General features: G+C 55.0%; 13 protein-coding genes and 2 pseudogenes. 11 read left to right on the top strand and 4 right to left on the bottom strand.

Annotation, left to right across the window (positions count from 1 at the left end):
- The first annotated feature begins 322 nt into the window (after positions 1–322).
- From ACQZ60_RS17280 to ACQZ60_RS17265, 4 genes and pseudogenes are all read left to right on the top strand, one after another.
- Positions 323–673 (top strand): MbcA/ParS/Xre antitoxin family protein, encoded by a 351-nt coding sequence (locus tag ACQZ60_RS17280; RefSeq protein WP_004444362.1) that lies wholly within the window; start codon positions 323–325, stop codon positions 671–673.
- 4 nt (positions 674–677) lie between these two features.
- A complete protein-coding gene (locus tag ACQZ60_RS17275; RefSeq protein ID WP_448735770.1) occupies positions 678–1,175 on the top strand; it encodes an RES family NAD+ phosphorylase in 498 nt (165 codons plus the stop codon).
- 357 nt (positions 1,176–1,532) lie between these two features.
- On the top strand, positions 1,533–2,591 hold the full coding sequence (locus ACQZ60_RS17270) for an alpha/beta hydrolase family protein (protein ID WP_448735739.1): 1,059 nt from the start codon (positions 1,533–1,535) through the stop codon (positions 2,589–2,591).
- A gap of 25 nt (positions 2,592–2,616) precedes the next feature.
- Positions 2,617–3,644, top strand: a pseudogene (locus tag ACQZ60_RS17265) (IS110 family RNA-guided transposase).
- Between the two features lie 388 nt (positions 3,645–4,032).
- Here the strand turns inward: ACQZ60_RS17265 and aspS are convergent.
- Positions 4,033–5,349: an aspartate--tRNA(Asn) ligase gene (gene aspS, locus ACQZ60_RS17260; protein ID WP_448735738.1), complete on the bottom strand. Its 1,317-nt coding sequence runs from the start codon at positions 5,347–5,349 to the stop codon at positions 4,033–4,035.
- An 805-nt stretch (positions 5,350–6,154) separates the two neighbouring features.
- Here aspS and ACQZ60_RS17255 point away from each other — a divergent pair.
- The 3 genes from ACQZ60_RS17255 to ACQZ60_RS17245 all read left to right on the top strand — a co-directional run bounded on the left by ACQZ60_RS17255 (position 6,155) and on the right by ACQZ60_RS17245 (position 8,324).
- Positions 6,155–6,805: a hypothetical protein gene (locus tag ACQZ60_RS17255; RefSeq protein ID WP_448735737.1), complete on the top strand. Its 651-nt coding sequence runs from the start codon at positions 6,155–6,157 to the stop codon at positions 6,803–6,805.
- A 331-nt stretch (positions 6,806–7,136) separates the two neighbouring features.
- Entirely contained in the window at positions 7,137–7,487 is a 351-nt protein-coding gene (locus ACQZ60_RS17250) for a hypothetical protein (protein ID WP_448735736.1), read from the top strand.
- A gap of 312 nt (positions 7,488–7,799) precedes the next feature.
- Positions 7,800–8,324, top strand: coding sequence for an N-acetyltransferase family protein (locus ACQZ60_RS17245; RefSeq protein ID WP_448735735.1), 525 nt, complete (start codon positions 7,800–7,802; stop codon positions 8,322–8,324).
- A 51-nt stretch (positions 8,325–8,375) separates the two neighbouring features.
- Here ACQZ60_RS17245 and ACQZ60_RS17240 read toward each other — a convergent pair whose 3' ends face one another.
- Positions 8,376–8,864 (bottom strand): hypothetical protein, encoded by a 489-nt coding sequence (locus ACQZ60_RS17240; RefSeq protein ID WP_448735734.1) that lies wholly within the window; start codon positions 8,862–8,864, stop codon positions 8,376–8,378.
- Positions 8,865–8,948: 84 nt separating this feature from the next.
- Between ACQZ60_RS17240 and ACQZ60_RS17235 the strand changes: the two are divergent.
- Positions 8,949–9,242, top strand: a pseudogene (locus ACQZ60_RS17235) (transposase); the annotation flags it as partial.
- A 205-nt stretch (positions 9,243–9,447) separates the two neighbouring features.
- Here ACQZ60_RS17235 and ACQZ60_RS17230 read toward each other — a convergent pair.
- On the bottom strand, positions 9,448–9,705 hold the full coding sequence (locus ACQZ60_RS17230) for a hypothetical protein (RefSeq protein ID WP_448735733.1): 258 nt from the start codon (positions 9,703–9,705) through the stop codon (positions 9,448–9,450).
- Between the two features lie 246 nt (positions 9,706–9,951).
- Between ACQZ60_RS17230 and ACQZ60_RS17225 the strand changes: the two genes are divergently transcribed.
- The 3 genes from ACQZ60_RS17225 (at position 9,952) to ACQZ60_RS17215 (ending at position 11,409) form a co-directional block, all read left to right on the top strand.
- Positions 9,952–10,374: a hypothetical protein gene (locus ACQZ60_RS17225; protein WP_448735732.1), complete on the top strand. Its 423-nt coding sequence runs from the start codon at positions 9,952–9,954 to the stop codon at positions 10,372–10,374.
- Between the two features lie 539 nt (positions 10,375–10,913).
- Positions 10,914–11,156: a hypothetical protein gene (locus ACQZ60_RS17220; protein ID WP_448735731.1), complete on the top strand. Its 243-nt coding sequence runs from the start codon at positions 10,914–10,916 to the stop codon at positions 11,154–11,156.
- 124 nt (positions 11,157–11,280) lie between these two features.
- Positions 11,281–11,409: a hypothetical protein gene (locus ACQZ60_RS17215; protein ID WP_448735730.1), complete on the top strand. Its 129-nt coding sequence runs from the start codon at positions 11,281–11,283 to the stop codon at positions 11,407–11,409.
- 109 nt (positions 11,410–11,518) lie between these two features.
- Here ACQZ60_RS17215 and ACQZ60_RS17210 read toward each other — a convergent pair whose 3' ends face one another.
- The gene (locus ACQZ60_RS17210; RefSeq protein ID WP_448735729.1) at positions 11,519–12,286 is read right to left on the bottom strand and encodes a hypothetical protein; all 768 of its coding nucleotides are present in this window, start codon (positions 12,284–12,286) and stop codon (positions 11,519–11,521) included.
- Between the last annotated feature and the right edge of the window lie 346 nt (positions 12,287–12,632).

The raw sequence follows: 12,632 nt of genomic DNA, 5'->3' as shown, positions 1-12,632 counted from the left end.
GACAATTGGAAGTCAATACCTCGCTGATTGGTAATGGAAGAGCTGAAATCAGCCATCCGTCACCTCAGATCGGCTCGAGGACAGCTTCAGCACATCGTAGAGGGCCGCTCGATAAAACCTCTCAAAGACACAGGCAGCCACAACTACCACCACGGGGAACGTCAGCCAAAGCGCAATGTAGGCAACGTCCGTCTTATCCAAGCCACCAGCATCCAGCGTTGAGACATAGCCGCTTGCAGAGATAAGGGCACGTGAACCTTGAACGCCTGTAATTTTGACGCTATATTGCGTCAATATCTTTGGCTAACCAAAGGAGGCGATCATGGCTCTCGCACAATATGCTGACAACGGGCTGTTCGCGCCAGGAAAAATCGCTGACGTTCTTCATACAACAAGCGACGATATCGCTCGCAGTGCCGGGTTGGGCAAAGATGCCGTACAACGCAAGGAACGCATCAAGTCGGACAAAACCCAACGGCGACTGCGCGAAATGATTGAAGTCATCAACAAGGTCGAGGCCCGTTTCGGCTCCGCGCTCATGGCATATGCATGGTATCGCTCACAGCCTCTCTCAGGCTTTTCTGGCCACACGGCAATGCAGCTTGTTCGAGACGGGCGCGCTCACGAAGTACTCGAATACATCGACGCAATCGACGCTGGCGTGCATGCCTGACCTGATGCACTACCAGGGTAAACTCTACCGGGCGCTTAATCCCGTTTACGCTCGTGAGCCGCTCTCCGGACGAGGGGCCGGGCTTTATGGCGGCAGATTCAATCCGAAAGGTATGCCTGCCCTCTACACGTCAGTGACAGTCCTCACGGCATTGAAGGAAGCAAATCAGGCGGGCAGCCTACAGCCCACAACTCTCGTCTCCTGCGATGCGGACATTACACCGCTGTTTGACACGCGCGATGTTCCCCTGCTTCATGATCGTGGTATTGACGCTCAAACTCTCGGCACCCCGACCTGGCGAGACGACATGAATGTCTTCGGTGAAGCACCCACACAAGGTCTTGCCCGGGTTCTGAAAAACGAGGGCTTTTGCGGTTTGATCGTCAGAAGCTTTGCTCCGGGGGCGACTGATACCGACCTCAACGTCGTTCTCTGGACATGGGGAGACACTCTCCCGCATCAGCTGATCCTGATCGATGATGAGCAGCGCTTGTCACGCTGAACACGCCTGGAAACCGGTGTTGCAATCTCCGCAGCCAGCAAGAATGAGCCTGAAGCGCCCATTATAATGGGTCAATTAATTGGAAACCCGCCGTAAATGACCCGTTACAATGGGTCAATATATCCGACCTGACGCCCGCACTGCGAGACGGCGAACACCAGGTCCGGCTTGCCACGGTATTCGATTGCAGGAGCGAAAATGGCAACGCGGAGACGAGCCTGGCGCCACCTGGCGCATTTCCGGAAGCGACCGATCTTCCGCTTTCGGCCCAATGGAGACATCTGAGGTGGGTCTCTAGTTAGTCGGACCGCATCGCGCTAAAACTATGCTACGATAACGGGAACTCCCGAGGATCGCATGCTAGTTGGTTTAAAGTCAGGCTTTACAGTCGATCCTCTACGTCGAAGTTGGGACGGGACAGCCGCTCGTCCTTTGGTATGGACTGCGTGGTATCCCGCTGATGTAGGATCAGTCGCGGATGTCCCTTTGGAAACGTCGTGGTTCAGAAGAGAAGCCGTCATTGTCAATGCGCCAGCATCCCGCGCCTATGATTCTTTTCCGCTAGTCCTCCTTTCGCATGGGACAGGAGCCACAGCGGCCGCTCTTGAGTGGCTTGGCTTTCGGCTGGCTCAGCGAGGCTACATCGCATTGGCGATTGATCATCACGGCAACACAGGGTCAGAACCGTACCGCGCCGAAGGGTTTCTCTGCATGTGGGAGCGAGCCGCTGACTTGAAGGCCATTCTTGACCAGTCTAGTTGGCGGAGCGAGTTAGGAGTTGAGATCAATAATCAGATATTTGCGGCGGGCTTTTCCGCCGGAGCCTACACCGCTCTGTTGTTGGCCGGTGCGCGCGTTGCGTTCTCACAGTTCGAGCCGGACAACCCGTCGAAAAGCCCTGTCAGAGGGCCACGAGAGTTTCCGAGCCTCGCCGATGAACTCCCAAACCTTTATGGAAATCCGGTTTTCCGGGCGTCCTGGGATCGACGCCGCGCGGACTTCTCGGAGGCTAGAGTCCGTTCGGCGCTCGGCATTGCGCCGGGACGTTCTGTCTTAGGCTTCTCACAAGACAGTCTTCGGCACATCAGGATACCGGTTCAATTGATAGGTGGGGACGAAGACACGATCGCTCCACCCAGGCAATGCTGCCAATGGCCGTCCGAACACATACCGCTCTGTAAGACCGAGGTTCTAAGCGGCGGCGTTGGCCACTACACGTTCTTGCCCGAAGGTTCTGAAACCGGGCTGACCGCTGCCCCGGAACTTTTCGCCGATCCAAAAGGACTTTCAAGAACTGCTATCCATGACATCGTAGCGAGAAAGGCAGCTGACTTTTTTCGCAAGCGTCCCAAAGTAGATGGGATGGTTGCCGCCCTCCCCAGACGGCATCGCAATGTGCCAAAAAGGTGGTGTTGAGGCCACGAAACGGAGAGAGCGGCAAATGAAGGATACAATGATCAGGGTTGATCTGGCAAAGAATATCATCGTGCTTCATGGAACATCGATGACGGGCGAACTGCGATTTCGGAAGAAGCTGTCGCGCGGTCAGTTCGTTCAATTCATGCAGCGTCAGCCGGCAGCCGTTGTTGTTCTGGAAGCTTGTGGCAGTGCACACTACTGGGCACGGGAATTAACGGCCTATGGCCACGAGGTGAAGCTGATTGCACGCAATATGTTCGCCCGTTTGTCAAACGCCAGAAGAACGATATGGCCGACGCTGAAGCGATCGCAATTGCGGCACGCCAGCCGGAAATGCGGTTTGTAGAACCCAAAACGCGGGATCAGCAAGCAAGGGCTGTTCTGTTCCGGGGACGAGAGCGTCTTGTTCATCAGCGCACCGAACTGGTGAATGCCCTGCGAGCCATGCTCTACGAATTTGGACAAATCGTTCCGCAAGGTATCGGCCATATTAAGCGCATTGATGCGATCATCCGCGATGAAGCGATAGACTTGCCGGATATCGTGCGGGAGGAATGCCGGGATTTACTCGCGCAGATCGACGAAAAGACGACCCGCATCGAGGACAAGACGGTACAACTGACCAATGCCTCCAGAGATAGTGCCGCTGCACAGCGCCTTCAGACCATGCCCGGTGTCGGTCCAATGATCGCGCTGGCGATTGAAGCATTCGCACCGGCAATGACGACATTCCGGTCCGGCCGTGATTTTGCCGCGTGGCTCGGACTGGTACCACGGCAATTCTCTTCTGGCGGGAAGGAGCGGCTCGGCCGCGTGTCGAAGGCGGGACAAGCTGACATACGCAGGCTTTTGATCATCGGCGCAATGTCGCATGTAAGAGTGGCAAGCCGTAAACCGGCGGCACCAGGTTCATGGCTTGCTCGATTGCTGGCGCGCAAGCCGAAAATGCTCGTGGCTGTCGCGCTGGCAAACAAGATGGCGCGGAGAATCTGGGCCATGCTGACGAAACAGGAAGCTTACCGGGAACAAGCGTTGTCAGCGGCGGCATGATCCATGCGAGCTGAATACGCTGATGCTGGTGAAGAGGTGTGAGAAGTCGATGACCTGAATGGGCGCAATGATCGAACCGATCTGGATCCGGAAAACCAGTTAGGACTATGAGCTTTACAGCTCGGAAAGTAGATTTGGACCTGATCCGCAGATCACCATACCGGCCAGCGGTCTTTCGAAATGCCGCAATTAAAGGCCTGACAGAAGACCGCACTCGATCACACGTTCAGATGGACAAAAACTTCTTGCATAACGGGCGGCAACCACAGAAGTTCTCTTGCAGGGCGTTCCCCCACGGCTTCATGTGGCCTAAGCGGACTTATGGGTTCTGAAGCAGCACCAGACGACGCGCGATCAGCGCGCGCCGTCTGGTACATGTAGCGGTCACTTAGGGCCGCAGCCGCTTCGGTGTCCGGCTGAGCAATGTGACCTCCCTTATGCTGGCGGCGTTGAGAAGGCGCATCATGATGCGACCAAGCCCAACCCCCATACCCCCGTGGGGCGGGCAGCCAAACCGAAAGAAATCAAAATAGTCGGATAGGCCGTCTAGCTTCAATCCGCGTTGCTCTGCCTGCGCAACAAGGCGGTCGCGGCGATGCTCCCGTTGCGCACCAGTCGTGATTTCAAGGCCACGCCAGAGGAGATCGAAGCCCTTCGTAATGTCAGGGCAACCCTCATGGCGCATATGATAGAAGGCCCGGCTGCTCGCCGGGTAGTCGGTTATAAACAAGAACTCATGCCCCGTTTGTGCCGCAATATGTTCGCAGAGGATTCGCTCACCTTCAGCGTCAAGGTCGTCCTGTCGCGTCGGTACGTGACCGAGCTGGTCAAGGATTTCGCGTGCCTCGGCAAAAGTCACCTGGGGAAACGGTAATGTAGGTGTATTCACCTTTACGCCGAAACGAGCCTCGATATCGGGGCCATGAACCTCCGCGACCACTTGGATGGAATGAGCCAGCCAGTGTTGTTCAAAGTCAATCAGTTCATGGTGGTCTTTGATCCAGCTGATTTCCATGTCGATGGAGGTGAACTCGGTTTCGTGCCGAGATGTGAAGGAGGGCTCAGCACGGAAGACCGGACCGATCTCAAATACCTTTTCCATGCCACCGGCAATAGCCATTTGCTTGTAGAATTGCGGCGACTGAGCGAGGAAGGCCGTGGTGTCGAAGTATTTGACGGAGAATACTTCAGCTCCCGACTCGCTTGCAGTCCCCATCAGCTTGGGCGAGTGAATCTCGCGGAAGCCGTACTGCTTCCAGAACTCGCGCATCGCCTCTTCCAAGGTCGTCTGTACAGCAAATACCAGTTGCTGCTCCGGATAGCGCAAACTTACCTGCCTGTGGTCCAGCCATTTTTCGAGGCCGGAATCGCGCGCAATGGGTATTAGGCTATCGGCCAGCCCACACACTTCAGCGCCGTCGAGCATGACTTCCAGGCCACCGAGTTTTACTGCCGGGGCAGCAACGACCGTACCGGTGGCCATGAGTGCGCTTTCGGGTGTCAGTGCGTCGAGTGCTGTGGTGAGAGCTTTATTGTCCTTGTTCTGAGTAAGCTGAACCTTGCCTGTTCCATCACGCAGGATAATGAAACGCATGTGTTTCTGATCGCGAATGGCATCGACGAATCCGTGCAGCTTGACACGCTGCCCGATGCTAAGGGGCAGTTCTGAAATCGGGCAATCGTGCGAAAGGAAGGGATGCGACATGACTTTCTCCAGGAAAAAACCGATACGGAGAAGCCAAACCTACAGCCCTTCCGAAACCGGCAGGGCTATGGTGATTAATGAGCTACGCTAAACCGCGCACACACCATCCATGACCCCGGAGGGGGCATTATTATTGACGGTCATGTTGTGTCGCGTACTCATAGGGCGATTTAGCCGCAATGACAGACTTTTGTAAACCGTCAATCGTAAATCACCATACCACCTTGTGTGACGAACTATCTGCCTCGATGACAGTCGGCTTTTCGGCGGTTGCGAACGATATCCGGATTCGGCGCTGAGCGGCAGACGCCTCTTGGCCCGAAGCGGTTTTCCGGCGGCTCGGGAATAGATACCGCCCGCCTTTGCACCAATGGGAGCCACGCCGCGATCGAGCTCTTCGTTTGTTCGGCAACCTCAATCTGCAAAAGGCCGCTTTGTTGTCTTCTGAATGATCGTAGCTCGGTCACGTATAGAGCTGCAGGACCACAAATCTTCGACCCTCGGCCTAATAAGATCACAAACGCGAAGCTTACTGTCGAGGGCAAGGTTGAAGAGGGCCAGCTCTCGGATCGCTCCACTCAATTCCAGACGGACTCGGATTGAACAGACGTTCTTCGGCTGAAGTGGACGCTTTTGGCCGGCTAAAATGCCTCTATTCCAAGGATAGCGTGCATGCAGTGTGGCGGTGTCCATGACCAAATCTCCGCCACGCCCCCTGCCTCATCGCACCATGGGCACGAACCGGCCTATATCATCATTCGTCGATATTGGACCGAAGCCGTGCGGGGCACAAAAATTCGCTCGAATGACTATTTTTACGCGTTATGGTAGCGGTACGCGATGCAGGTTAGGGAGGTCGGCTGTGCTGAGAAGTTTATTTCTGTTGGCTGGTATAGTTTCAGCTGTTCCAGCGTTTGGACATTGCTTGACCCCAAAGGAAACCAAGCAGGGCGTGCTCCTCACCAGAGAGCAACCATTTTTCTCCGTTTTCTACAAACCGACGCAATCAGGGTTAGCCGAGCAGCGCCTGATGGCACGGCACGCTTCACTAGAGCCGATATCGGCGGAATATCTGCACCCCTTGCTCGTCACCAAACGGATCAGCGCGAAGGGCTTGCAAGAGCTGACCTACTCGGATGCGACGACGCTCGATGATTTACCATTAAAGGGAAATTGGCGATCCGGTACAACGCTGTTCCTAAATGGTCAGAAAACGGTTGCGGGCACGACCACCATCACCTTCGAAAAATGGGCCGAGGAAACAATTGGATTATGCTCGTATCCGGTTTGGGTGGTGAAAAGCCGCGTGGAGCTGCAAGGACTGTCTCCGATAATCTTTGAACAATATTACTCTGCCAACCTGAACCTCGTGCTTCGCTCGATCAGACTCGACCCGTCGGGACATCCCATTAGTGAAGTCCGATTTGACCGGTTTCAGATTGGTTGGAGTAACTGACACCTGGTGGCCGTAGGACAGGACTGCTTCGCCGGATATCTGAGACATTCGCCTACACAATCTTGTCGATTTAGGAATTATCACCAAAGCCTGCTTTCTGCACAACGGTGGGGCCAGCTTCGACGCGTGGGCCCAACGTGCTCGACTACCGTGATGGCCGCACACGGGGTCGCCGCAGTCGACCTTGTGACGACCCGTGCTGGCGCATTTTCTGCAAGCGGCCGCGTGGGTGTCCGACGTGAGAAAACCTGAAGTGACAAAAGGTTTTCAAAGTCGTATGGATTTTGGTGTTTTTGCTCGGCTTTGTTCATTTTAAATTTGCGGAGTGCCCGTGAGGAAGACCGATTTAGCTCGCAGAGCGTTCAAAATTTACAAAGGCGACAAGACATATTTGCTCTTGCCCTATCTTCTTGTCCTTGCAAGCGCCTTCAGCCTACCGGCAATGTGTTTGACGTATTTGTACGAGGAGGTTTATCGAGGGTTCTTTATTCTCATTCCGGTATATGTCTACTTCGCTTTCCCCGTCTGGCTGGGGTGCGTCGTTAGCTTTTTTTTGATGATGAATGCTTTCGCCATTTTCTTTGGCATGAGGACCTTCTTCGTCAGAGACGAGGCAACTTTCGAAGATATGATATACGCGATGTTTGGGTTTCGTTTAAAAGCCGACGCCGGCGGAAAATGAACCAGCGCAACAAGTGGGGCGGCCTATTTTTTGCTCCATAGCCTATACCTCCAAAGCTGGAATGGCGTTCCTCATCCCTCTGCCACCAACTTGATAAAATTCCAGTTTGGCGGGTATGGCCGACCATGTGACGCTCACGAACTTTACCGCCTTGGTGACTGGGTCCTGACTGCTCCTCCGCCGGTCGTGGTGTAACAAGAAATACGATTGCGTTAGATGTCCGCTTCTGGCGCTTCTGCGCCATGAAGATAGCCTAGTGAGTCGGAGATGAGTTATCCTCAACCTCCATACGAGGGGTCCAAGGGGTAGGTTATGCATCCAGCCATTCAAAAAGCCGATGTCGAAGATGCGGGAATACTTTCGGTACTGGCGACCGAGGTGTGGCTGGACACCTACGCGACGGAGGGTGTTTCCCCGGCCTTCGCGGCGCATCTGCTGGAGGAGTATTCCCCTGGAGCGTTCACGGAAGCCTTGTCGAATAGAAGCATCCATATGTTCGTGTACACGGCCGGAAACTTCGTCAAAGGCTATCTCAAGCTGACCACCGAACCGACGGCGCTCGATCTGCGATATGGCACGGTAGAGCTGGCGACGCTGTATGTGCGTCGGCATCACAAGCGACAGGGTATCGGTACGGAGCTTCTGCGCCACGCGATGGATGTAGCCGCTGCGGGCGGACACCGGAGCATGTATCTCACTGTACACCACGCCAACCGAGATGCGTTGGCCTTCTATGGGTCTCAAGGCTTCCACCAAGCTGGCGACTTCTTGTTCGAGTTCGAAGGCATCCAGGTGCCGAATATTGTTCTCGCCACTGATCTAGCGCGGCACGGATGACAGCAATTGGCGGATACTGTTGATTTAGTTGGGCGGTTTTTCACTCGGGTATCAGGCCGTCTTCGGCCGGATGCGGCCAAGTTCATCGAGTGTCTTCAGCCGCTGTCCGGGTATGCCTCCGTACTCCGCGGACGACCTTCGTCCACGAGCGTCCTCGACAATCACTGAGAACCGATTTTCCAAGCGTTTTACGTGATAACGAGCAATGACCTCGCGGACGTCGGAAATTGAAGCTCCATGTTTCTCGAAAAACGCGGGAGTTGCCTCGACATAGAGAGCAATTGCTTTGCGAAGAGTGTCTGAAGGTTGACCCCCGGTGATCTGCCCAGTTAAAAAATCAACGGATATATGGCCTTCGGCGCTTTGGGCCACTTCGGCAAAAATTTCTGTTGGAAAATAGCCAATAAGAAACCCCTGTCCGCTCGCGAGCGAGTCAGCGATGTTGTGGGCGATGGCACATAGCTCGGAATGCTTCATTCCAATGAGACTATTTGCATCACGATATGCCGGCAAGCCACTTTCCGATGTTTGAACTGCCAACCCTTTGTTTTCTTTTTAGTTTGCAATTGATCGGCTTACTCGGCTGTGCTTCACGTTGCGTGGCTTCGAGAGGAGAGCATCGCGATGATGGGCATTCAAGATGAACCTGCGCAGTTGTTCTACGATTTCTGCCTAGACGATCATGTTCCCGGCGATCACATGCTGCGTGGCATCGATCGCTTCCTGGACCTCGGTGATATCAGAGAGAAGCTCAAGCCCTTCTACCGTTCGATCGGTCGGCCTTCCATCGATCCGGAACTGATGATGCGGATGCTGCTCGTCGGCTATTGCATGGGCATCCGGTCGGAGCGGCGTCTTTGCGATGAGGTCCACCTCAATCTTGCCTATCGCTGGTTCTCCCGTCTTGGCCTCAATGGCACCTCAGGAAGCTCGCTAAATTGCGACCTCCATTAGCCGATCCATGCCCGGCGACGGCATAAATCACCTGATGGTGCCGCACGAGGCACCCATAATTAACGATCAAAGCTCCGGAAACGAGGCAATCAGGCAGGACTTTCATCACTAGCGCCGTTCAACGCTTCATATGTCCGACTAAATCAACAATATCGGCGCACCGCGGTCTTCAAGCACTGGTCGATATCGCCTGCCATGATCCTCGAAAAGGAAAATCGGGCGGATCAAGTCTCCAAGTTTCGCCGTTCTGAAACTGAATTTCGCGGCGACCGTGTTTCAACCCATCGGCAACCAGACCCCGCGATTTCTCAATACACGCGCCGCTCGTGATGACGGCATCTAGCCAACGATTAAAACGTTCATACTCACCTGGGCTCCCGAAGCCGTGAATTTCGACTAACTCGACGCTCTGGACTGATTGCGTCATGCTCAAAATCCTTTTCGTTGTCCCGATTTCAAAGAGATAGCGTGGTGCCTCACCCTCTCCATGGTCGACCATTGCGCATGTGGTCACCCTGAACCGTCGTTTTCGCTCCGCACGACTTTCTTCGGCGGGCTGACCTCCAACACAAATGCGTTGAAGCTTATTGTTCGACCCCATACACACTGCTCGCGCAAGTACTCGATGATTACGATAGCCGGTCCCTTATTTAGGGAGTGTGTATCGTTATGCATGGAAGCTGACAAAGGAACGCAGATGTCGATCACTATAGAGAAAATAATCCCCGCTGCGCGTATGCGCCAGTTCCATCAGATGGTTGATCGGTGGCTTGAGGAGGGTCCGATCAAGCTTGCGACCAATGCCACGATAACCGCAATGGACAATGCCGGAATCCCGAAAGCTGAACAGGCAGCGATCATCGAGGATCGGGACATCATCATGAAACACAACATGCGCCTCGGTGTAATCAGCGAAGTATTCGCACCAGCCATCGAGAAAGCGGTGAATTCGTTTCGGTCGGGAAGTGAAGCTCAGGATGAGATCGCCCGGTTGATTGTGACTGCAATTGGCATCCGTCAGGACGATGATAGTGAACGGGTCACATTCACGTTCACCACTCAAAGCGAGGCAGATGCATTCGATAAATCTATCTGAAAGCATCGCTGCGAGCGGTTTCTGGTCCCATTGTTCGGCAGGCACCTCGCCAATGGTAATGTCATGGAGATATGCACATTTATGCTGACACGACGTGATCTTGTGGCCGTGGGAGTTATTCTTGCAACTCCTGGATGGTCGCGGATGGCTACTGCATCACGCTACCCTGCGCGCTGTTACAGATAGTGCTCGGTAGGATCACGCCTCCTCGCCAATGGCCGGTCGTGAAATTCCCCAACGCGATCTTCTATGGACTTCGCGGTGGGATTACTTGGCGCCACACTTTTATAAACAACTTTCAGAAAACATCATAATATTCTGATATCTTTTAATAATACATCATTGATATTTTCGAAAAAGCACCATCCCCTGGTGCGCTGTCCTGATGCACCGGCATCACAGCATCATTCGACCCTCAACTTTTCTTTGCCGGTCCTGCGTTGACGCCAGTCAGCCAACGCGGCAACCTCGTCCCATGACCCCGACCAACAGTTTCATTGCCGAGCTCATCCGCGACGCCAACAGGCTCGATCACCTCCATGGCTGGCAGAAGCGGCGTATGCTGGAACGGGCCGTCACCACAATCCGCGACATGCGCGAAACAATCGGAATTCCATCCGGTCCTGGCCGTGACAGTCTCCTCGACATCCACACCGTTGCCCTGTCAATCGAACGCGGATGGCGCAGCGATCGCCCTGCTGCAGGCAGCCGCCATGATACGCGACCTGCATATCGTCCTCGACAGCGAAACCGAAATCAGCCTCGTCAAGCCAGCCGGTTGAGGGTCGGCGCCATCGTCGGACGGCCAAATGCAAAATCATACCGGCAATATTCAGCCCGCAAATATCAGGATTTCATTAACCATACCGGACCACCCTTCCCTCACAGCAACGATGGAGGTTGGTTATGGCCTACGACTGGAATCGCAGTGAACGCGACGGCAGGTTCGATGAACTGGCGGCAGCCCTGATATTCTTCACCGTCGTCAGCCTGCTTCTGGCATCCGCTTATCTTGTGACGAGCCTCGCCGCATAGGCAGGGTGTGTTTCGCTGGTTGACCATAGCAGGGCGCGGAAGGCCCGGTGACGATACTGTGCGTCACCACAGACCGCTGCCGCGCCCTCTCAGCCCGCTCCAGCGCCGCTCACACGGCAATCCTGTCCCGTTCCTCCTGAAACCGCCTCTCGCGCGTCTTCGGCCTCAGCAGGCGGATACGCGACTGCGGCTCGATCACAGACCAGTGCGGCTGGATCAGCTCACGCAGCATCTTGCGCAGTTCCGGCCATGGGGTCTCTTCATTGCGAAGCTCCGGATCATACATCACCAGCATGCAGTGAAGCTTGGCGGCAATGTCGTGGATGTAATAGGGCTGCAGCGAAATCAGCACACGCCCGGCAATACCCTCGAACCGGGCAAGGTCCTGCGCCTTCGCAAGACTGGCGCTGTAACCGATGCGACGGTCAGCCGCATTCCATACCCGTCTCAGTCTCAGCAACTCCAGACGCGCGCTTTCTGCAGCTCCAGCACCGATGCGCGGCGCCAGTTCCCTGATCTCCCCGAAAGAGGACACCGTCCCGACCGACGGACCACCATCGTCAACTACAATCACGACAGCAGGACGACCGCCGGTCTCTTCCAGCAGTCGCGCCTCAAGTTCCCGGCATTCCCGCTCGGCGGCAAGGCGCTGCTGATACATGTCATACCAGTCCGGCCACAGCTCCTTGGCATGCACCGGTCCGGCAATCGTGCGCGAGGGAAGATCGTTGAGCAGCATCGGCAGGATCCGTGCGGCCAGCGGCAGAAGATTGCGCCGGTTGATCACGCTTGGCAGGTTGTCGACAAACGTCTCGTTGGGGAATGCATTTGCGCACGAAATTTTAGGTAAAGTTCTGCTATTCTCAGAATCAGCCATGATCCAAGCTCCTGATAGCTAGATTGTGGTCAGGTCAAGGACGGTGTGCCTAGCACCTCCTTGGCCGTTGCAATTTACAATCGCGAGTCTGACTTCGCGCCAAGATTATGTCAAGGTGTTAATGTTAACAGCAGATCAAGTCCGTATGGCTAGGGCGGCACTGAAGTGGGGCGTACGGGATCTTGCGAACCGCGCCAACGTAACGCCCGCAACTGTGACGCGGATAGAGGCTGGAAAACCGAGCTACTCTTCGACTCTTCGCGCGATTCGAAATGCATTCGAAGAAGCCGGCCTAGTTTTCATTGACGAGAACGGCGGCGGTGTCGGCGTCCGTTTCGCCAAACCG

This window comes from Agrobacterium sp. 22-223-1, assembly GCF_053522385.1.
The sequence above is the reverse complement of the archived record's forward strand: the minus strand, read 5'-3'. Positions and strand labels throughout refer to the sequence as shown.